We start from the raw sequence: 20,782 nt of genomic DNA, 5'->3' as shown, positions 1-20,782 counted from the left end.
CCGCAAAAACCTCCGGCGCGGGCCGGGCGGCTTCCTGCCGCCCGGCCCGCGCCGCCGTATGGGGTCAAGGGGCCGTTGGCCCCTTGCGGGGGTCCAGGGGGCAGCGCCCCCCGGGCCTTCGGCCCTGGCGGCGCCCCGGCGGCAGCTAGCCCTGGTCCACGAGGAAGCGCCCGGTGACGGACGCGGGGTCGGTGGCGATGTGTTCGGGGGTGCCCCGGGAGACGATGCGCCCGCCGTGTTCGCCGCCGCCGGGGCCCAGGTCGAGCACCCAATCCGCCGCGCGCACCACGTCGAGGTTGTGTTCGATGACGACCACGGTGGCGCCCTTGTCCACCAGGCGGTGCAGCACGGCGATGAGCTTGCCGACCTCGTGCATGTGCAGGCCGGTGGTGGGCTCGTCGAGGATGTAGAGGGTGCCGGGCAGGCTGCGCTTGCCCAGCTCGCGGCTGATCTTGATGCGCTGGGCCTCGCCGCCGGAGAGCGTGGTGGCGGGCTGGCCCAGGCGCAGGTATTCCAGGCCCACGTCTTCGAGGATGGCTAGGCGGCGCACCAGGGCCGGGTAGTTCTCGAAGAATTGCAGGGACTGGCGCACGGTGAGCCCCAGCACCTCGGAGATGTTCAGCCCCTTGTAGCGCACTTCCAGGGTTTCGCGGTTGTAGCGCTGGCCCTTGCACACGTCGCAGGTCACGAACACGTCGGGCAGGAAGTGCATTTCCACGCGGATGGAGCCGTCGCCCTGGCAGGCCTCGCAGCGACCGCCGCGCACGTTGAAGCTGAAGCGCCCGAGCTTGTAGCCGCGCTTCTTGGCCTCCTTGGTGCCCGCGAAAATGGCGCGGATCTCGTCGAAGATCTTGGTGTAGGTGGCCGGGTTGGAGCGCGGGGTGCGGCCGATGGGCGTCTGGTCGATGGAGACGATGCGTTCGATGGCCTCGCCGCCGGAAATACCCGCGAGCTGGCCGGGGCTTTCGACCTTGATGCCGCGTTCCAGGGCCAGGTGCTTGTAGAGGGTGTCCATGACCAGGGAGGACTTGCCCGAGCCGGACACGCCGGTGACGCAGGTCAGGCAGCCCAGGGGGATGTCCACGTCCAGGCCTTGCAGGTTGTTGGTGGTCACGCCTTTGAGGGAGACCATGCCCCGGGAGGGGCGCCGGGCGTCCGGCTGCTCGATGCGCATGTCGCCGCGCAGGTAGCGTGCGGTGAGGCTGCCCGGGTCAGCCAACAGGCCGGGCACGTCGCCCTGGTAGACGATCTCGCCGCCCAGCCAGCCCGAGCCGGGGCCCAGCTCCAGCACATGGTCGGCGCTCTTGATGGTCGCCTCGTCGTGCTCGACCACGAGCACGGTGTTGCCCCGGCCCTGCAGCTCGCGCAGGGTGGCCAGCAGGCGGTCGTTGTCGCGCGGGTGCAGGCCGATGGACGGCTCGTCGAGGACGTAGGTCACGCCCACCAGCCCCGAGCCGAGCTGCCCGGCCAGGCGGATGCGCTGGGCCTCGCCGCCGGACAGGGTGGACATGTTGCGGCCCAGGGACAGGTAGTCCAGCCCGACGTTGACCAGGAAACCCAGGCGGTGGGTGAGTTCCTTCATCAGCGGCTCGGCGATCATGGCCTTGTGGCCGGGGAACTCGCAGCCGCGCAGCCAGTCCAGGGCGCGGCGGATGGACAGGCTGGTGAACTCGAAGAGGTTCAGGTCGCCCACGCGGGCGGCCAGGGCCTCGGGGCGCAGGCGGGCCCCGGCGCAGGCCGGGCAGGGGCGGCTCTGGCGGTAGCGCGACAGCTCGTCGCGCCAGATGGAGCCGAAGCTCATGCCGCTGTCCAGCAGGGCGAGCACGCCGGGCCAGTCGCCGCCCGCGTCGCCCGCGCCGCCTTCGCCGTGGAAAAGCGCGTGGTGCGCGGCGGGGGTGAAGTCGGCCAGGGGCGTGTCCATGGTGAAGCCGTGGCGGCGGCCCAGGGCCTTCAGGCGGTCGGTGAAGCGCGCCAGCACGCGGGGGTTCTTCCAGGGGATGAGCGCCCCGCGCGCCAGGGACAGGCCCCGGTTGGGCGCCAGCAGGGCGGGCTCGAAGTAGTCCACGCTGCCCAGGCCCGAGCAGGTCGGGCAGGCGCCCTGGGGGCTGTTGAAGGAGAACAGCTGCGGGGTCAGGGCCGGCAGGCTGACGTGGCAGGTGGGGCAGGCCGAGTCGGTGCTGAAGAAGATGGCCTCGCCGTCGCGCGGGCCGCCCGCCAGGGCCACGGCCAGCCGCCCGCCGCCGTGGGCCAGGGCCAGTTCCACGGAGTCCGCCAGCCGCCCGCGCATGCCCTCGCGGACCACGAGGCGGTCCACCACCAGCTCGATGGTGTGCTTGCGGTTCTTTTCCAGCTCGGGCAGGGGCTCCAGGTCCAGCACCTCGCCGTTGACGCGCACGCGGGCGAAGCCCTCGGCGCGCAGGCGCTTCAGGCGCTCGGCGTGGGTGCCCTTCTGGTGTTCGGCCAGGGGCGCCAGCAGCAGGAAGCGCGCGCCCTCGCCCAGGGCCAGGATCTCGTCCACGATCTCGTCGGCGGTCTGCGAGCGGATGGGCTTGCCGCACTGCGGGCAGTACATGGTGCCCAGCCGCGCGTAGAACACGCGCAGAAAGTCGTAGATTTCCGTCACCGTGCCCACGGTGGAGCGCGGGTTGCGCGAGGCGGCCTGCTGCTCCAGGGAGATGGCCGGGGACAGGCCCTCGATCTTGTCCACCTTGGGCTTGTCCATCTGCGGCAGGAACTGGCGGGCGTAGGCCGACAGGGATTCCACGTAGCGCCGCTGGCCCTCGGCGTAGACGATGTCGAAGGCCAGGGTGGACTTGCCCGAGCCGCTGGGCCCGCAGACGACCACGAGCTTGCCGCGCGGGATGTCCAGGTCCAGGTCCTTGAGGTTGTGCTGGCGGGCGCCTTCGATGTGGATGCAGTCGGTGCAGGGGGTCGGGACGGGCTTGGTCATGGCGGTATGGGGCGCGCCGGGCGGCGGTGTTGGTGTTGGAGGTGCGTGGGCGCGGGCCGTGCGCGGCCCGAAGGGGAAACAATAACCACGGCCCCGGCCAAGGCAAGGGCCGCGCCCGGGGGCCAGGGCGCGCCGGGCGGCGCGGGCCCGGAGGGGTGCGGCCCGGGCGCCCCCGGCCCACGCGCCCCGGGGCGTGCGCGGGCCTCAGCGGGTGATGACGCTCATGGCCTTCCACTTGCCCCCGGCGTAGCGCAGCCGCGCGGCCGTGGCCAGCCCGGCCAGGGAGAGGCCCAGCAGCCCCCAGCACCAGTAGACCCCCCAGCCCAGCACCTCGACCACCAGCCACACGGGCACGACCTGGAGGCCCAGGGTGCAGGCCAGCTGGCAGGCCATGACGAAACGCGTGTCGCCCGCGCCCTTGAGGGCGCCGAAGTGGATGATGGCCATGCCGTCGAAGAGCGTGTACGCGGCCACGACGATGAGCAGCATGCGGCCCATCTCCATCACCGGGGCGAACTGGGCCGGGGGCATGTCCGCCGGGCGGAAGGCCGCCACCAGCGGGCCCGGAACCAGCAGGAAGATCAGCCCCAGCAGCACGGCCCAGGCCAGGCACATGTGCAGCGCGCTGCGCGTGGCCTCCTCGGCCCGGGCCGGGTCGCCCGCGCCCAGGGCCTGGCCCACCAGCGTCTCGGTGGCGATATGCAGCCCGACCATGGGCATGAAGGCGAAATGGTCCAGGGAAAAGACAAGGTTGGAGGCCGCCAGCTCCGAGGTGCCCAGCCGGCCCATGAGCAGGATGAACACCGTGAACCCGAGCACGTCCAGGAAGAGCTGCGCCCCGCCGGGCAGGCCGAAGCGCATCAGCCGGACGAAGACCTCGCGGTCGGGCCGCCAGTGCGACAGCACGCCGAAGCGCGCCTCGTTGGCCCGGGTGAACACCAGCACGGCGAAGAGCAGCGCCGTGACGCCCCAGGCGATGACCGTGGCGATGCCCGCGCCGACGATGCCCAGGGCCGGGAAGCCCCAGACCCCGTTGATCAGCGCGTAGTCCAGGGGGATGTTCAGCGCGGCGCCGACCATGTTCACCACGGCCACCGTGCGCGTCAGCCCGCGCCCGGAGTAGAACGTGGACAGGCACATGCCCAGCACGGCCAGCCCCGAGCCCCAGCACAGGATGCGGTAGTAGGCGACCTCCATGGCCTGGACCTCGGGCGCGTGCCCGGCCAGGGCGAAGAGCCCGTCCGCAGGCAGGGCCATGAGCGCCATGACGCCCGCCGCCAGCAGGGAGAACCACAGCCCCTGCCACAGGGACCGCCCGACCCGCTCGGGCTGCCCGGCGCCCGTGTACTGGGCCACGAACACGTTGACGTAGCTGGCCACGCCCACGAAAAAGGCCATGAACACGAAATTGGTGATGCTGGCCGACAGCGAGGCCGCCAGGGCCTCCAGGCTGTGGTGGGCCAGGAACATGCGGTCCGTGAACTGCATCACCGTGCCCGAGACCATGCTCGCCACCAGCGGCAGCCCCACCACGAGCACCTCGCGGTAGCCCCCCCTCATATGCCATCTGCGCATGAAACGACCTTGCCTTGCTCGGAAAACTCCGGGAGCGGACACGCCCCCAGCGCACCCCTTAATCGCGCGGCCCGGTCTTGGCAAGGCCGCTGTACAGCCCGTTTCGGGGGCCGGGGGCCGGGGCGGGGCGGCGGCTCCGGGGCAACGCCGCCCCCGGCGTTTCCGGCGCCGTCGCCGGAGCGCGGCGCGGCCTGGCCCCGGCGCGGCCCGGGAACGGGGGTTTTGCAGGGGAGAACCGGCGTCCGGGGCCAGCGGACGCCGCCCGGGCACGGCCCTGGATTTTCGCACTTTACGCGCACCGAAAAATTATATATCGACGTTTTCAAGAGGTCAAAACGATATGTTCGACGAAATTGACGCAACAATTCTTACGATTCTTCAGGAAAACGCCCGCACGTCCAACGCGGAGATCGCCCGTCGCGTGGGCATGACGGCCTCGGCGGTCTTCGGGCGCATCCGGCGCCTGGAGCAGGCCGGGGTCATCCGGGGCTACGCCGCCCGGGTGGACCCCGTGGCCATGGGGCTGCCCGTGCTGGCCTACGTGTTCGTGCGCCTGTCGGCCCACCGCCGGGCGCGCGAGGTGGGCCGCGCCCTGTGCGCCGTGCCCGCCGTGCAGGAGGTCGCCCACCTCACCGGCGAGGACTGCTTCCTGGCCAAGGTCCGCTGCCGCGACACGGCCCAGCTCGAAGAGGTGGTCCTGGGCATCAACGATATCGAGGCCGTCTGCGGCACGCGCACGGTCATCGCCTTCCGCGCCCTGCGCGAGGGCGGGGCCGTGCCCGCGGCGCCCGCGGCGCCCGCAAAGGGCTGAACGAAAACCCGCCGCACCCGGCAGGAGCACGACGATGGACAAAATCAACATCCAGGAAAAGTTCGCGCTGTTCACGGAGCAGTGGTCGCCCCGGATCATCGCCCGCGTGGGCGACATGCATGTGAAGCTCGGGCGCATCCTGGGCGCCTTCGAGTGGCACAGCCACGAGAACGAGGACGAGATGTTCTTCGTCATCGAGGGCCGCATGACCCTGAAGTTCCGCGACCGCGACGTGGAGCTGGGGCCCGGGGAATGCCTCGTGGTGCCGCGCGGGGTGGAGCACATGCCCGTGAGCCAGGGCGAGACGAAAATCATGATGATCGAGCCTGCGGGCACGGTGAACACCGGCGGCAACGTCTCGGAGCGCACCGTCGAAGCCCAGTGGATCTAGGAGGCGGACCATGAAGACCTTCCCCCTGCCCGAGCCCTGCGGCCTGCGGCCCATCCGGCCCCTGGGGCTGCTGGAAACCGGCGGCTGGCGCATCAAGACCTACGGCATCGCCCATGGCCGGGCCCTGCCGCGCCCGGAGCTGGTGGCCGCCGCCCGCGCGCTGGCCGCCACGGCCTTCCCCGCCCCCGCCGAGGGGCCGGGGCGCTACGGCGTGGGCTACCTGGGCATCCACGACGGGCGCGGCGCGGCCTGGGTCTTCGCCGACTGGTGGGAGGGCGAGAACGAGCTGCGCCACCGCGTGTTCATCGCCCCGGCGGAGCACCCCACGGCCCTGGAGGAGCACACCCACACCAGCCTGACGGCCTGCGTATGGGATCTGCGCGTCATGTGCTTCGAGCGCGGGGCCTGGCTGGCCCACTGCCTGCGCAACCTCGCAGGCCGCCCGGATCTGGACGCCTACCTGGCCGACACCCTGAGCGAGGACGCCTGATGCTGCTGGACCTCTCCCACCCCATCGTCCCCGGCATGACCACCTATCCGGGCCTGCCCGGGCCCGTGGTGCGCGCGCATCTCTCGCGCGAGGCCTCGCGCGCGCATTACGCCCCGGGCACGGAATTCCACATCGGGGCCATCGACATGGTCGGCAACACCGGCACCTACATCGACGCGCCCTTCCACCGCCACTCCGGCGGGGCGGACGTGGCGGGCCTGCCCCTGGAGCGCCTGGCCGACCTGCCCGTGGCCCTGGTGCGCCGCGCGCCCGGCGCGCCCCGGGCCATCGGCCCCGAGGCCTTCGCGGGCCTGGCCCTGGCCGGGCGGGCCGTGCTGGTGCAGACCGGCCACGCCCGCCACTGGGGCAGCGCGGCCTACTTCCGCGAGCATCCCTTCCTGACCCGCGAGGCCGCCGGGCTGCTGTGCGCCGCCGGGGCGGCCCTGGTGGGCATCGACTCGCTGAACATCGACTCCACCGCCGACCCCGAGCGCCCCGTGCACACCCTGCTGCTGGGCGCGGGCGTGCCCATCGTCGAGCACCTCGCGCACCTGGACGCCCTGCCCGACCCCTGCCCGGGCCTGCGCTTCTTCGCCGTGCCCGCCCCGGTCCACGCCCTGGGCTCCTTCCCCGTACGCGCCTTCGCCCTGGCGCCGTGACTCCCGCATTTTCCCTTCACCTTTCCCACACGAATTTGATATGCCTCAAAGGGGTTCCCGCGCGGGGCGCCTAGTATCCTGGTGACGGACGCACCACGCGCCGCCCGGGAGCGGCCAAGCCCAAGGAGGCCATCATGACCCTGACCATGCGCACCGAACTGTTCAAGAACATTCCCTTTGCCCAGGCCCTGGACCTGGCCGGGCTGGTGGACTACGAGCCGGGCCGCGTGGTCAGCCGGACCCTGGCCCAGCAGCCCACGGCCAACGTGACCCTGTTCAGCTTCGCCGCTGGCGAGGGCATCAGCACCCACACCTCGCCCGGCGACGCCCTGGTCCTGGTGCTCGACGGCCAGGCCCAAGTGACCATCGGCGACGCCACGCACACCGTGGGCGCCGGGCAGGCCATCGCCATGCCCTCGGGCGTGCCCCACGGCCTGGAGGCCGAAGAACCCTTCAAGATGCTGCTGGTGGTGGTCAAGCCGCCCAAGGCCTAGCCAGCGGAAACGACGAGGAGACCCATGAGCGAAACGACCCCCGAAGGCGCCATCCTGCAACGCGACAAGGAAACCTGGGCCATCGTCCCGCGTACGCCCATGGGCATGCTCTCCCCCGACATCCTGGAGCGCATCGCCGCCGTGGCGCGCAAGTGGAACATCCCGGTGATCAAGATCACCTCGGGCCAGCGCATCGCCCTGGTGGGCCTGCGCGAGCAGGACGTGGAAGCCGTCTGGGCCGACCTGGGCCGCGACATCGGCCGGGCCACGGAGCTGTGCGTGCACTACGTGCAGGCCTGCCCGGGCACGGCGGTCTGCCGCCTGGGCGTGCAGGATTCCCTGGGCCTGGGCGCCGAGCTGGAGGCCAAATACGTAGGCGTGGACTTCCCGGCCAAGATCAAGATGGGCGTGTCGGGCTGCCCCTTGTCCTGCGGCGAGTCCAAGCTGCGCGACGTGGGCGTCACGGGGGTGAAGCAGGGCTTCAACGTCCACTTCGGCGGCAACGCGGGCAGCCGCCCGCGCGTGGGCGACCAGGTGGGCGAAAACCTCTCGCGCCAGGAGGCCCTGGACCTGGTGGACGCCCTGTTGACCCACTACCGCGTCCACGCCCGCAAGCGCGAGCGCACCGCGCGCTTTGTCGAGCGGGTGGGCATCGAGTCCATCCTGGCCGCCGTGCGCTGAGGGCGGCCCCCCGCGCCACGCCGCCGCAGCGCCAACAACGGACGCCCCGCCCCCGGAAACACCGGAGGCGGGGCGTCTGGCCTGGGCCGGACAGCGCCGGGGCGGCCTGTCAGCGCCTGGTGGCCCGCAGCTCGTCGATGAGGGCCTTGAGGTCCCCGGCCAGGGTGGCCACATGGCGGATGGCCTGCGCCGAGCGGGCCATGCCTTCGGAGGTCTGCGCGGCGATTTCGGCCACTTCCTCCACCGAGCGGTTGATCTGTTCGCTGGCGGAGGACTGCTCCTCGGCGGCGGTGGCGATGGAGCCGATACGGTCGGCGGCGTCGGCGATGATGGCCACGATCTCCTCCAGGGCGCCACCGGCCTTGTGGGTCAGCCCGGTGCTGTGGGCCACGGCCTGCCCCGCGCCCTCCATGGCCCGGATGTTGGCGGCGCTGCCCTCCTGCACCCCGGCGATGGCCTGGCCGACCTCCTTGGTGGCGGTCATGGTCTTTTCGGCCAGCTTGCGCACCTCGTCGGCCACCACGGCAAACCCGCGCCCGGCGTCGCCCGCCCGCGCGGCCTCGATGGCCGCGTTGAGCGCCAGCAGGTTCGTCTGGTCGGCGATGTCGGTGATCACGTTCATGATCTGGCCGATGGACTCCACGCGCCGGGCCAGCTCGGCCAGGGACTGCTTCATCTCCCCGGTGCGCGTGCCGACCTGCCCCGAGGCCTCGACCACCTCGGCCACCAGGGCCGCGCCCTCGCCAGCCTTGGCCCGGGCCTGGGCGGCGCCCTCAGCGGACTGCGCCGCGTTGCGCGCCACCTCCATCACCGTGGCGGTCATCTCCTCCATGGCCGTGGCCGTCTCGCGGGTGCGGTCGCGCTGGCGGTCGGTGCCCAGGACGATCTCCTGGCCCTGGGCCTCGAGCTCGCGCGCGGCGCCCGTCAGATCGTCGGCAATGGCCGCTGCGCGCGCGGCCACTTCGCCCATGGTGCCCACCAGGGTGTCCACGTGCTCCTTCTCGCGGTGCGCCTCCTCCATGGCCTGCTGGGCGCGCTCGGCCTGCTCCCCGGCCTGGCGGCTCTTCTCCTCGGCCTGCTCCATGCTCTCCACCAGCTTGCCGACCATGACCACCAGGTCCATGCGCAGGGCTTCCAGCTCGCCGGTGAAGCGCGCCAGGCTGCACGCCTCGTAGTCGCCCTCGGCGATGTCGCGCGAGCACTTCTGGATGCGCGCCAGCCCGCCGGTGATGGAGCGGATGACCAGGGCGATGGCCCCGGCCAGGGCGATGGCGATGGCCAGCTCGGACAGGAGCATGAACAGATCCTGGCGCGCGGTGTTGCGCTCGGTGATCTCGTGGGCCCGGACCACCAGGGCTTCCATTTCCGCCTCGGCCGTGCGCACGGCCTCGATGAGCTGGTCGCGGGCCTGCGCCTGCTTCTGGTACCCCCGGCCATACTCGGCGAAACGGGCCGCGTAGGCGTCCAGCTGGGTGGCGATGGCGTCGTAGTCGTCGCGGGAGAGGTCGGCGTGCTCGTCCAGGCGGGCGAACATGGCGTCCATGGCACCGGAAAACGACGCGAGATACTTGGGGTCGCCGCGCAGGATGAAGTCCTTCTCGTGGCGGCGCAGGGTGAGCAGGGCGGCCAGGAGCGCGTCGCTGCGGGCCTGCGCGATGCGCGCCTCGGCCTCGTGGACGGCCTGGCGCAGGTCGCCCTGCAGGCCGTCGCGCTCCGTGAGGCCCAGGGTGCGCATGAACAGCACCAGGGCCTCGAACTGCCCGCGGTAGTCATCCAGCAGCGTGTCCGCCCGGGCGATCTCGTCGGCCAGCTCGGGGTCGGCCTCGGCGCACTGGGCCAGGGCGGCCTTGGCGTCGGCCACGGTCTGGGCATGGCGCTCGGCGTAGACCATCTCCTTGCGGTCCAGGAAGTTCTTCTCGGCCCGGCGGGCCTGAAGCATGGCGATTTCGGCCTGGAGCATGGCTGTCTCGCCGCGCACCGAAGTGGCGATGCGCGACTGGCCGATCTTGTTGATGATGAAGATGCAGCCCAGGCCGAGCAGAGCGGCCAGGGCGATGAGCAAAAGTTTGTTACGAATGGACATGGGCGGACTCCTTCGAAAAAGTATATCCCACACCAAGCGCTTGTCGGCGCGCGGCGCGAGCCCCCTCTTTAACGGGAATAGCCGGATTCGCCCCGGGGCGCAACACTTTCCCGACAGGCCACCGGACGGAGCCCCGGGCGAGCCCCGAGCAGGCTCTAGCCCGCCGGGCGCACGGTGACTTCAAATTTCTTGAGGTAATCGACAGGGTTGTACGATTCCTTGGCCTTGCGCAGCCCCGGGTCGCCCAGATCCTGTTCGCGGTTGACCAGCTCGTAGCCCCCGGCCTCGTGCTCCAGGAACATCTGGTTGATGGCCTGGTAGATGCCCTTGTAGCGCGTGTGGGCCTTCTCGAAATGGATGACCACGGTGCGTTCGCACAGGTGCTCGGCCACGGTGTAGGCCGCGCGCTGGCCCTCGACCTCGATGACCCCGCCGAAGACGCCGCGCAGGCTGTCCCAGCTCTGGAGCACGCGGCGGATGGCGTTGTTTTCGGCACCCAGCAGCTCCTGCGACTCGGCGTCGCGCCAGCGGAACCAGTCCAGCTGCATCTGCAGCGCAGCCTCCACGCAGTCGGGGGTCATGGTGTGGTAGTTGTGGTCGTAGTTGCGCACGAACTGGTTGAGCAGGTTCTTCTTCTTGTGGAAGCGGTTGCCCGACAGGGCCGTCAGCTCGGGCACGGAGTAGAGGTAGTCCCAGTGGCCGCGCGCCTCGGCCAGCTCCACGCGCGGGCCCAGGGCCTGCTGCCAGAGCACGGCCAGCGCCTCGGGCACGCGGGTGAAGGCCCCGCAGCAGCCGATGACCGGGCAGCGCGTCCAGTCCACGTCGTTCCACGGGCCCACGGGCGCCCAGTGGACCACATGGGGCCTGGTCTGGCGCAGCCAGACGTGGCTGTCGCCGAAGTGCCATTGCAGGCCGTACTCCTCGGCCCAGCCCCAGATGTTGATGAAGCTGTAGTCCGAAGCCTTCTGCGGGCAGCGGGCGAAGCGCTCCAGGTACTCGTCCTGGCGCTCCAGGGAAACGGGCTCGAAGACCGGGGTCACGCAATCCTTCATGCTCTCTTGCCTTCCTTTACTTTCTCAGGCCGCCGTTGCCGCCCACAGGCAGGGGGCCCGGCTCCTCGGCCAGCCCGGCGGGGTCGCGCCGCGAGGGGCGCCGCACCAGGGCGAAGCGTTTCCAGTCCTTGAATGCGAACACGTACAACAGCACCAGGGCCTGCACCATCTGCGACACCAGCATGGAAATCCACACCCCCCGGGCCTCGCCCAGGATGTGGTGGCCCAGCAGCCAGGCCAGTGGCAGGCGCACGCCCCAGACCGTGGCGCCGAAGACGACCATGGTGTAGAAGGTCGCCCCCGCGCCGCCCAGGGCCCCGCCCAGGATCATGCCCGTCAGGGTGAAGGGGATGGCCAGCAGGTTCCAGTAGAGGTAGCTCATGATCTCCAGGCGCACCGCCGGATCGTCGGACATGACCCGGGCCACGTCGCCAGCCACCTGCCACAGCCCGATGGTCACCAGCCCCACGGCGGCCACCCCGATGCCCAGCACGCGGAAGCCGAAGCGCTTGGCCTCGGCGGGCTGGCCCGCGCCCAGGTAGTGGCCCACCAGCACCGAGGCCGTCATGTTGAAGGCGAACCCGGGCAGGAACAGCAGCGCCTCGATGCGCGCCCCCGCCGTCATGCCCGCCAGGGCGGTGATGTTGCCGTGGGGCAGGGAGCCGGTGATGGCGAACAGCACCAGATAGCCCGACTGCCACAACACCTGCATCAGCCCCGAGGGCCCGGCCACGCGCAACAGTCGGGGCAGGGCCCGGCGCACCCAGCGCAGGGGGGCGAAGGCCTCGCGGCGCAACAGGCCCTTGCGCCACAGCATGGCCAGGTTCAGCGCCGCCCCCGCCGTCACCGACCAGAAGGTCGCCCAGGCCAGGCCCGCGTGGCCCATGGCCGGCAGGCCCCACAGCCCGAGCCCCAGCCCGAAGTCCGCCACCGCGTTGACCACGCAGACCAGCAGGATGGACAGGGTCGGGAAGATGACCTCCTTGCGCGCCCGGAACACGGCGTTGGCGATGACCAGCACATGGTAGGCGGGCAGCAGCAGGGCGTAGACGAACAGGAAGTCCCCGGTGATTGCGCGCAGCTCCACGGGCACCCGCAGGGCCACCAGGAAGGCCTCGCGCCCGGCCAGACCCAGGAGCATGAGCAGCGTGCCCATGCCCAGGGCCAGGAGCAGGCACAGGCCCACGTAGCGCCGGCCCCGGCGGTACAGCCCGGCGCCCACGCTCTGGCTGACCGCCGCCACCGCCCCGTTGGCCACCGCCGTGGCCACGATGAGCAGGAAGAACAGGCAGGTGGTGATGAGCCCCAGGGAGGCCTGCACCTCGCGGTTGATCAGCCCGGCGACGTACACGTCGGCGAAGCCGATCCAGAACTGGAAGAACATCATCAGCACCTGGGGCCAGGACAGCTTCCAGATGGCGCGGTAGGGGTGCGCGGTATCCTGCGCGGGATTCTTGAACGCCATGCGGGCCTTCGCGGGGTGGGCGTGCGGGGTGCGGTGGAACAGGACAGGGAGGATAAGGCCGCCCCGGGGGCCGGTCAACCCCGGGGGTACCACGGCGGCGAAGCCCGGCCCCGGGGGGCGGCCCCTGGCGGCGCGCCCTCACGAACAAGCCAGGGGCGCGGCCCTAGCCCTGGGGGTCCGGCTTTCCGGCGATGGCGCCGCCCCCGCCGCCCGCCCCGGGCACGGGGCGGCCCTGGCGCAGGGCCCGGGCGTGGGCCAGGGCCTGGGCCTCGCGCTCGGGGTGGCCCAGGTGGCGGTGGCACAGGGCCAGGTAGTCCATGGCCTGGGGGTTGCCGCCGAAGGGCGCCAGGAACGCGCAGGCGCGCTCGAAATCGCCGCAGTTCATGAGCGCCACGGCCAGGGCCAGGGACAGGCCCTCGTGGCCGGGGTTGGCCGTCAGGCCCAGGGCCAGGGCGCGCACCGAGGCGCCGTAGTCGCGCTGGCGCTGGAGCATGAGCCCCAGGCCCAGGGCGGCGGTGGCGTCGGGGTGGAACTCCAGGGCCCGGGCGTAGAGCTGGGCGGCGATTTCCTGGGCGCGCGGCACCTGGGGGTCGCGGGCGTAGTCCCCGCGCTCGAAGGTCATGCCCAGGCGGGCCAGGAAGTCGGCGTGCAGCCGAGCCAACTCCGGGTCCGGCGCAAGGTCATCCGCCGCGCCCAGGGCGAAGCCGGGCAGCATGGCATGGAACCCGGCCCGCAGGGCCTGGCCCCAGGCGGCCACGGTGTCCAGGTCCTGGGCGGGGTCCAGCTCGAAGTGCTTGATGTCCTCCACGGGGTCGAGCCAGATGGAGTCGGCGGCGCCCGTGGCGGCCTTGAAGCGCTCGTACAGCTCCGTGCCCGGAAACACGGACAGGATGAAGAAATGCACCACCAGGGGCCGCAGCTCGGCGATGAGGTCCAGAGTGGCGCGGATGGTGGCCTCGCTCTCGCCGGGGCAGCCGTAGATGAAATAGGCCCGGGCCAGGATGCCGTATTTGCGGCACAGGGCAAAGGCGCGCACGGCGTCCTCGCGGCGCACGTTCTTGTTCAGGGCCGCGCGGATGGCGTCGTCGCCGGACTCCACACCGAAGCTGATCTGGATGCAGCCCGCGCGGCGCATCAGCGCCAGGGTCTGGTCGTCCACGGCGTTGACCCGCGAGATGGCCTGCCACTCCACGTCCAGCCCGCGGGCAAGGATCTCGCGGCACACGGCGCGCACGCGCTCGCGGTCCAGGGTGAAGGTGTCGTCGCTGACGTAGAGATGCGTGACGCCCCGGGCGGCCAGCAGCTCCATCTCATCCACAAAATGGCCCGGCGAGCGGAAGCGCACCCGGGGGCCCCAGAAGGCGGGCGAGCCGCAGAAGGTGCAGCGCCCGGGGCAGCCCCGGGTCAGGGACAGGTGCTGGTAGGTGAAGTGCCGCGCCGGGATGGGCAGGCTGTCCAGGTCGGCTACGGGCGCGCGCGGGGCCGTGACCACGGGGCCGTCCGGCCCGCGCAGGGCCAGGCCGGGCACGCAGGCCGGGTCCGCCCCGGCCTGCCAGGCGCGCACCAGCTCGGGCATGGTCAGGTCGCCCTCGCCAAGGGCCACGGCGTCCAGCTGCGGGCAGTGCTCCAGGAAAAAGGCCCACAGCGCCGTGGCGCCCACCCCGCCGAAGACCACGCGCACGCCCGGGTCCAGCTCGCGGGCCAGGCGCGCGGCGTCCATGGCCCCGAAGCGGTTGGCCTGCAGCACGGTGACGCCGACCACGTCGGGCGCCAGGGCGCGCAGTTCCTCGCGCATGGCCTCGGGCTGGCCGCGCAGGGCGTGCCAGTCCAGCACGCGGGCGTCGCACCCGGCCTCGATGAGCGCGGCGGCCACGGCGTAGGTGCCCATGGGCACGCAGGCCACGTCCTCGGTGTGCGTGCGCTCCTCCAGCCAGGGCGGGTAGATCAGGGCGACCAGGGGTTTCTCGCGCATGGGCTCCTCCGCCGCAAGCTGTACCCGACCTCGGGGCGGAGCGCCAGCGGGCAGGCGCCCCCGGGGGCGCTACGGTGCCGGGGCATCGCCCCCGGGCGGGCTGCGGCGCGCAGGCCAGCCCCGGCGGCGTGGCGGCGGCAGGGGCACCGGCCCTCCGGGCGGCGGCGCGCGGAGCAACCAGACCGCCACCCGGGGCGGCCTGCACAGGCAGGACGCGACCGCCCCCCACCAGGCCCCGGGGCACACGCACCGCGCCCCGAAAAAAGACGTAATCGTGAAAATTTGCACGAACCATTTGACGAAGACCCGGGAATTTCATTATACGCGAGGACAAGCCGACCGGGAAACGTCTCCCGGCGCGGGCGCGAACGCGGCACGGCCCCGGGCGCCCCGGGCCGGTTGAGACTCGTTTTCAAGTGTTTACAAATGGCGCGGGATGCTTCAATCCTGTGCCGATTCGTATTGTGCGCCAACTGGTTATCATATCCTTTAAGCAAGGCCCGCCATGACACTGGCTCCGCTTCTCGCCCAGCACAGGGAACAGATCCTCGACCGATGGTTCGACCTCATCGTGCGCACCTACCCGGGGCTGTCGGCGGTGTTCCTCAAGAAGAACCACCGCTGGGGCAACCCCGTGGGCACCAATATCCACGGCGCCATCGAAAAGCTCTTCGACGAGCTGCTCCAGCCCGAGGCCACAAACGATCTGGCGCCCCTGCTGGACACCGTGGTGCGCATCCGCGCCGTGCAGGACTACATGCCCTCCCAGGCCGTGGCCATCCTGCTCTTCGTCAAGCACGTGGTGCGCGAGCGCTTCGCCGCCGAGATCGAATCCGGAGCCATCCCCGCCCGGGAGCTGCACGAGTTCGACAACCGCGTGGACACGATGATGCTCATCGCCTTCGACATCTACACCAAATGCCGCAACACGGTGATGGAGAACCGCCTGGACGACTTCAAGCGCGACTTCACCGGGCTCATGCGCAAGCACAAGATCATCGTCGAATATCCGAAGTTCGACAGCGGGACTTCGGAATCGGGTGACGGGTAAATGGCAGTGTAACTTCAATCGAGGTAGGGGCTTATGAACGCATTGTACTCACTTTTCGCTGTCTTCGCGCTGGTCGTGATCGCCCTGGTCGGCGCGGGGGCCGCGGGGATGGAGCAGCTCTTCGGGCTGTACATCCCCTGGCTGGCGATTGCCGTCTTCCTGCTCGGCTTCGTCGCCAAGGTCATCGGCTGGGCCAAATCACCCGTGCCGTTCCGCATCCCGACCACCGGCGGGCAGATGAAGTCGCACGACTGGATCCGCCACGACAAGTACGACAACCCCGCCACCGCCGGGCAGACCTTCGTGCGCATGGCTCTCGAAGTGCTGCTGTTCCGCTCCCTGTTCCGCAACATCGCGGTGCAGCGCTTCGGCTCCGCCGCCGACGGCGTGGACGTCAAGGTCCGCTACGCCTCGGCCAAATGGCTGTGGCTCTTCGCCCTGATCTTCCACTACTCCTTCCTGGTCGTGTTCATCCGCCACTGGCGGCTGTTCCTCGACCCGGTGCCTTCGTTCATCGTGGCCCTGGAGGCCGTCGAGACCTTCCTGCAGATCGGCGTGCCCACGCTGTACATGAGCGGCGCCGCCCTGGTGCTGGGCGCGACCCTGCTGCTGCTGCGCCGCTTCCTGGTGCCCCAGGTGCGCTACATTTCCCAGGCCGCGGACTACTTCCCCCTGTTCCTGATCCTTGGCGTGGCCCTTTCCGGCATCGTCATGCGCTACTGGGCCAAGACCGACATCATGGCCGTGAAGGAAGTGACCATGGCCCTGTTCTCGCTCAACCCCGCCGTGCACATCGAAGGGGTCGGCGCCATCTTCTTCGTCCACGTCTTCCTGGTCAGCTGCCTCATCGCCTACCTGCCTTTCAGCAAGCTGATGCACATGGGCGGCGTGTTCCTCTCCCCCACCAGGAACCTGCCCAACGACAGCCGCGCCAGGTACCACCGCAACCCCTGGAACGACCCGAACGTCAAGGCCCACAGCTACACGGCCTACGAGGACGAGTTCCGGGAGAAGATGATCGAAGCCGGGCTGCCCGTCGAGAAGACCCTCGAAGAGGCCGCCAAAACCGAGGCCCAGTAGCCCAAGGAGTGGACGATGGCTTGGAATGTCAAACCTGAAGAGCTGCTTCAGTACGATTACAAGGTTCCCCAGAAGAACTGGATGGATGTTCCGCCCGAGTTCAAGCCTGGCACGTGGTGCTACCCGGCCAAGGCCGAGATCCTGGAGTACCTGAACAAGGCCACCAAGGGCGACTTCCCGCACATCCGCGAGTGGGTGCCCACCGACGCGGACTGGAAGCTGCCCGAGGACTGGCGCGAGCGCATCAAGAAGGGCTTCCGCGAGCGGCTGGACAAGTACCGCTCGTTCAAGGTCTTCATGGATGTGTGCGTGCGCTGCGGCGCCTGCGCCGACAAGTGCCACTTCTACATCGGCGGCGGCGACCCCAAGAACATGCCCGTGCTGCGCGCCGAGCTGCTGCGCTCCATCTACCGCGGCGAGTTCACCCTCGCGGGCAAGATTCTGGGCCGCCTGGCCGGCGCGCGCAAGCTCGAGGAGGACGTGATCAAGGAGTGGTTCCTGTACTTCTACCAGTGCACGGAATGCCGCCGGTGTTCGCTGTTCTGCCCCTACGGCATCGACACCGCCGAGATCACCATGATGGCCCGCGAGCTGCTGCACCTGGTGGGCTGCAACATCAACTGGATCCTCGAGCCCGCCTCCAACTCCAACCGCACCGGCAACCACATGGGCATCCAGCCCCATGCCTACTACGGCATGATGGAGTTCATGTGCGACGACATCGAGGAGATCACCGGGGTCAAGGTCAACTGCCCGGTGAACGAAAAAGGCCATGAGGTGCTGTTCATCACCCCGTCGGGCGACATCTTCGCCGACCCGGGCACCTACACCTACATGGGCTACCTGATGCTCTTCCACGAGATCGGGCTGGACTACACCTGGTCCACCTACGCCTCCGAGGGCGGCAACTTCGGCCTGTTCACCTCGGACAGGATGATGAAGAAGCTGAACGCCAAGATGTACGCCGAGGCCAAGCGCCTGGGCGTGAAGTACATCATCGGCGGCGAGTGCGGCCATATGTGGCGCGTGCTCAACCAGTACATGGACACCATGAACGGCCCGGCGGACTTCCTGGAGACCCCGGTCAGCCCCATCACCGGCACCCGCTTCGACAACGCCGCCGGAACGAGCATGATCCACATCACGGAGTTCACCTCCGACCTGATGAAGCACGGCAAGCTCAAGCTCGACCCCAGCCGCAACGACGACAAGATCGTGACCTTCCACGACTCCTGCAACCCCGCCCGCGCCATGGGCCTGCTCGACGAACCGCGCTACGTCATCCAGAACGTGTGCAACAACTTCGTCGAGATGCCCGAGGACACCATCCGCGAGAAGACCTTCTGCTGCTCCGGCGGCTCGGGCCTGAACACGGACGAGTTCATGGAGATGCGCATGCGCGGCGGCATCGGCCGGGGCAACGCCCTGCGCCACGTGCAGCAGAAGAACGGCGTGAACACCCTGGCCACCATCTGCGCCATCGACCGCGCCACCCTGCCGCCCCTGGCCCGCTACTGGGCCCCCGGCGTCGAGGTGTACGGCGTCCATGAGCTGGTGGCCAACGCGCTGGTCATGACGGGCGAGAAACCCAGAGAAGTAGACCTGCGGCAAGAGCCCTTGCCCGGGATGGAGTAAGGGAGGTAGTGCCAATGTATGACGGTGGAAAAATCATCGCCGGCCTGATCGTGTTCCTCGGGATCGTAGGATTCCCGTTCTGGTACAACGCGGGAAGCGCAGGCTACAAGACCCCCGAGCTGAAGCTGCCTCCCAAGTCCAAGGCCACCGAGTGCATCCGGCCCACGGACTGGATGCGCGCGGAGCACATGCAGCTGCTCGACACCTGGCGGGATTCCGTGGTCCGCGAGGGCAACCTCGTGTACACCACGGCGTCCGGCGGCCACGTGGAGATGAGCCTGCAGAAGACCTGCATGGACTGCCACGACAGCAAGAAGGAGTTCTGCGACAAATGCCACACCGCGGCAGCCGTGGACCCCTACTGCTGGGATTGCCATATCGCGCCCAAGGAGGAGAAGTAATGAAAACCACCAGACGCGACTTCCTGAAAGTGGCTGGTGTGACGGCCCTGGGCATGGCCGCCGGGGCGGGCCCCGCCCTGGCCTACTCCAAGGGCGCCTACCTGCCGCACACCGAGCACATGGATACCGGCCATGACCACCTCGCGGCCAAGCGCTGGGGCATGGTCATCGATACCCGCGCCTTCCATGGCGAGGCCGACTACGCGCCCCTCATCGAGGCCTGCCACAAGGAACACAACGTCCCGACCATCCCGGGCACGCAGGACGTGAAATGGCTGTGGACCGGCGGCTTCCACGCCACCTTCCCCCACAACCACCAGGAGTTCCTGGCCGAGCGGGCCCACCACGCCGCGTACCCGCTGCTGTGCAACCACTGCGACAATCCGCCCTGCGTGCGCGTGTGCCCGACCCAGGCCACCTTCAAGCGCGAGGACGGCATCGTGATGATGGACATGCACCGCTGCATCGGCTGCCGCTTCTGCATGGCGGGCTGCCCCTACGGCTCCCGGAGCTTCAACTTCCAGGACCCGCGCCCGTTCATCGCCGAGGAGAACCTCGCCTACCCCACGCGCATGAAGGGCGTGGTGGAAAAGTGCACCTTCTGCACCGAGCGCCTTGCCGAGGGGAAGATGCCGGCCTGCGTCGAGGCCTCCGAGGGCAAGATCGTCTTCGGCGACCTGGGCGATCCCGACTCCGAGATCCGGCACATCCTGGCGGAGAACTTCACTCTGCGCCGCAAACCGGACCTGGGCACCAGCCCGAGCGTCTTCTACATCATCTAGGGGGTGTGCCATGCTCGAAAAAGCACTCAACGGAAATAAATACTACTGGTGGTGGATAAGCCTGCTCCTCGTGTGCATCGGGGTCGGGGCCTACAACTACGCCCTGCAGTTCCAGCACGGCCTGCAGCTCACCAACATGAGCCGCGACGTGTCCTGGGGCTTCTACGTGGCCCAGCTGACCTACCTGGTCGGCGTGGCCGCCTCGGGCGTCATGCTCGTGCTGCCTTACTACCTGCACGACTACAAGAAGTTCGGGAACCTGGTGGTCTTCGGCGAGTTCATGGCCATCGGCGCCATCATCATGTGCCTGCTGTTCGTGGTCGTGGACCTCGGCCAGCCCCAGCGCCTGATGAACGTCGTGCTGCACCCGACCCCCAACTCCGTGCTCTTCTGGGACATGATCGTGCTCAACGGCTACATGTTCCTGAACATCATCGTGGGCTGGGCCTCCCTGGAAGCCCAGAAGAAGGGCGTGCCCTACGCCCAGTGGGTCAAGATCCTGGCCATCGTCTCGGTGCCCTTCGCCTTCTCCATCCACACGGTCACAGCCTTCCTGTACGCGGGCATCCCGGCCCGCCACTTCTGGCTGACCGCCATCATGGCCGCCCGCTTCCTGGCCAGCGCCTTCTGCGCCGGTCCGGCCATCATGCTGCTGTTGCTGTTCATCGTCGAGAAGGTCGCCAAGTTCGAGATCGGCGACTACGCGGTGAAGATGCTGGCGCGGATCATCACCTACGCCATGATCTTCAACGTCTTCTTCTTCGGCCTTGAGCTGTTCACGGCCTTCTACTCCCAGATCCCCGGCCACATGCACTCCATCGTCTACCTGTTCGCCGGGCTGGAAGACCCGACCACCGGGCAGCACCTGGGCGTCATGGTGCCCTACTTCTGGGCCGCCGCGTTCATGGCCCTGCTGTCCCTGGCCCTGCTCATCCCCTCCGCCACCCGCAACTGCAAGCCCGTGCTGATCTTCGCCCTGATCATCCTCGTCGCCGCGACCTGGATCGACAAGGGCATGGGCCTGGTGGTGGCCGGTTTCATCCCCAACATGTTCGAGGGCGTGACGGAATACATGCCGTCCTCCACCGAGCTGTTCATCTCCCTGGGCATCTACGCCATCGGCGCCCTGGTCGTCACCGTGCTGTGGAAGATCGCTGTCACCGTCAAGAAAGCCGCAGCATAGCCTCAGGGCTCCCGCCTCGATTGGAAG

The 20,782-nt window shown here is 69.5% G+C and carries 18 protein-coding genes; 12 read left to right on the top strand and 6 right to left on the bottom strand.

The genetic code is table 11. The annotated features are described in order from the left end of the window. Window positions 1–145: 145 nt before the first annotated feature. A complete protein-coding gene (gene uvrA / locus G495_RS0112515) occupies window positions 146–2,950 on the bottom strand; it encodes an excinuclease ABC subunit UvrA (RefSeq protein ID WP_028588093.1) in 2,805 nt (934 codons plus the stop codon). Window positions 2,951–3,154: 204 nt separating this feature from the next. Then, entirely contained in the window at window positions 3,155–4,525 is a 1,371-nt protein-coding gene (locus tag G495_RS0112510) for an MATE family efflux transporter (RefSeq protein WP_028588092.1), read from the bottom strand. A 340-nt stretch (window positions 4,526–4,865) separates the two neighbouring features. Between G495_RS0112510 and G495_RS22055 the strand changes: the two genes are divergently transcribed. The 6 genes from G495_RS22055 (at window position 4,866) to G495_RS0112480 (ending at window position 8,051) form a co-directional block, all read left to right on the top strand. Next, entirely contained in the window at window positions 4,866–5,336 is a 471-nt protein-coding gene (locus tag G495_RS22055; protein WP_028588091.1) for an Lrp/AsnC family transcriptional regulator, read from the top strand. Between the two features lie 34 nt (window positions 5,337–5,370). Beyond that, window positions 5,371–5,727, top strand: coding sequence for a cupin domain-containing protein (locus G495_RS0112500; RefSeq protein ID WP_028588090.1), 357 nt, complete (start codon window positions 5,371–5,373; stop codon window positions 5,725–5,727). A 10-nt stretch (window positions 5,728–5,737) separates the two neighbouring features. Further along, window positions 5,738–6,217, top strand: coding sequence for a hypothetical protein (locus G495_RS0112495; RefSeq protein ID WP_051445359.1), 480 nt, complete (start codon window positions 5,738–5,740; stop codon window positions 6,215–6,217). After that, entirely contained in the window at window positions 6,217–6,876 is a 660-nt protein-coding gene (locus G495_RS0112490; protein WP_035252068.1) for a cyclase family protein, read from the top strand. The genes G495_RS0112495 and G495_RS0112490 overlap by 1 nt, the downstream gene beginning before the upstream one ends. A gap of 134 nt (window positions 6,877–7,010) precedes the next feature. Further along, window positions 7,011–7,370 carry a cupin domain-containing protein gene (locus G495_RS0112485; RefSeq protein WP_245588426.1) on the top strand — a complete coding sequence of 120 codons (360 nt, stop codon included), beginning with the start codon at window positions 7,011–7,013 and terminating at the stop codon, window positions 7,368–7,370. Between the two features lie 24 nt (window positions 7,371–7,394). Further along, window positions 7,395–8,051 (top strand): nitrite/sulfite reductase domain-containing protein, encoded by a 657-nt coding sequence (locus tag G495_RS0112480; protein ID WP_028588086.1) that lies wholly within the window; start codon window positions 7,395–7,397, stop codon window positions 8,049–8,051. A 109-nt stretch (window positions 8,052–8,160) separates the two neighbouring features. Here G495_RS0112480 and G495_RS0112475 read toward each other — a convergent pair whose 3' ends face one another. The 4 genes from G495_RS0112475 to G495_RS22865 all read right to left on the bottom strand — a co-directional run bounded on the left by G495_RS0112475 (window position 8,161) and on the right by G495_RS22865 (window position 14,623). Next, complete coding sequence (locus G495_RS0112475) at window positions 8,161–10,134, bottom strand: methyl-accepting chemotaxis protein (protein WP_028588085.1); 1,974 nt, start codon at window positions 10,132–10,134, stop codon at window positions 8,161–8,163. Between the two features lie 155 nt (window positions 10,135–10,289). Then, window positions 10,290–11,186 carry a DUF2156 domain-containing protein gene (locus G495_RS0112470; RefSeq protein WP_035252065.1) on the bottom strand — a complete coding sequence of 299 codons (897 nt, stop codon included), beginning with the start codon at window positions 11,184–11,186 and terminating at the stop codon, window positions 10,290–10,292. Between the two features lie 16 nt (window positions 11,187–11,202). After that, window positions 11,203–12,651 carry an MATE family efflux transporter gene (locus G495_RS19035; protein ID WP_084458228.1) on the bottom strand — a complete coding sequence of 483 codons (1,449 nt, stop codon included), beginning with the start codon at window positions 12,649–12,651 and terminating at the stop codon, window positions 11,203–11,205. Between the two features lie 163 nt (window positions 12,652–12,814). Further along, the gene (locus G495_RS22865; protein ID WP_051445358.1) at window positions 12,815–14,623 is read right to left on the bottom strand and encodes a B12-binding domain-containing radical SAM protein; all 1,809 of its coding nucleotides are present in this window, start codon (window positions 14,621–14,623) and stop codon (window positions 12,815–12,817) included. Between the two features lie 505 nt (window positions 14,624–15,128). Between G495_RS22865 and G495_RS0112455 the strand changes: the two genes are divergently transcribed. Genes G495_RS0112455 through dsrP form a run of 6 tightly spaced genes read left to right on the top strand, consistent with a single transcriptional unit; the run spans window position 15,129 to window position 20,755 of the window. Further along, complete coding sequence (locus tag G495_RS0112455) at window positions 15,129–15,674, top strand: RsbRD N-terminal domain-containing protein (RefSeq protein WP_028588083.1); 546 nt, start codon at window positions 15,129–15,131, stop codon at window positions 15,672–15,674. Between the two features lie 33 nt (window positions 15,675–15,707). Beyond that, window positions 15,708–16,754 (top strand): sulfate reduction electron transfer complex DsrMKJOP subunit DsrM, encoded by a 1,047-nt coding sequence (dsrM, locus tag G495_RS0112450; RefSeq protein ID WP_028588082.1) that lies wholly within the window; start codon window positions 15,708–15,710, stop codon window positions 16,752–16,754. Between the two features lie 15 nt (window positions 16,755–16,769). Beyond that, window positions 16,770–18,389, top strand: a complete 1,620-nt coding sequence (gene dsrK / locus G495_RS0112445) for a sulfate reduction electron transfer complex DsrMKJOP subunit DsrK (protein ID WP_028588081.1) — start codon at window positions 16,770–16,772, stop codon at window positions 18,387–18,389. A gap of 14 nt (window positions 18,390–18,403) precedes the next feature. Further along, window positions 18,404–18,790, top strand: coding sequence for a sulfate reduction electron transfer complex DsrMKJOP subunit DsrJ (dsrJ, locus tag G495_RS0112440; protein WP_028588080.1), 387 nt, complete (start codon window positions 18,404–18,406; stop codon window positions 18,788–18,790). Further along, a complete protein-coding gene (gene dsrO / locus G495_RS0112435; protein ID WP_028588079.1) occupies window positions 18,790–19,572 on the top strand; it encodes a sulfate reduction electron transfer complex DsrMKJOP subunit DsrO in 783 nt (260 codons plus the stop codon). The genes dsrJ and dsrO overlap by 1 nt, the downstream gene beginning before the upstream one ends. Window positions 19,573–19,582: 10 nt before the next feature. Continuing rightward, on the top strand, window positions 19,583–20,755 hold the full coding sequence (gene dsrP, locus G495_RS0112430) for a sulfate reduction electron transfer complex DsrMKJOP subunit DsrP (protein ID WP_028588078.1): 1,173 nt from the start codon (window positions 19,583–19,585) through the stop codon (window positions 20,753–20,755). The last annotated feature ends 27 nt before the right edge of the window (window positions 20,756–20,782 follow it).

Origin of the sequence: Desulfocurvus vexinensis DSM 17965, from assembly GCF_000519125.1 — a bacterium.
GTDB lineage: Bacteria > Desulfobacterota > Desulfovibrionia > Desulfovibrionales > Desulfovibrionaceae > Desulfocurvus > Desulfocurvus vexinensis.
This window is presented reverse-complemented; position numbering and strand designations above follow the sequence as displayed.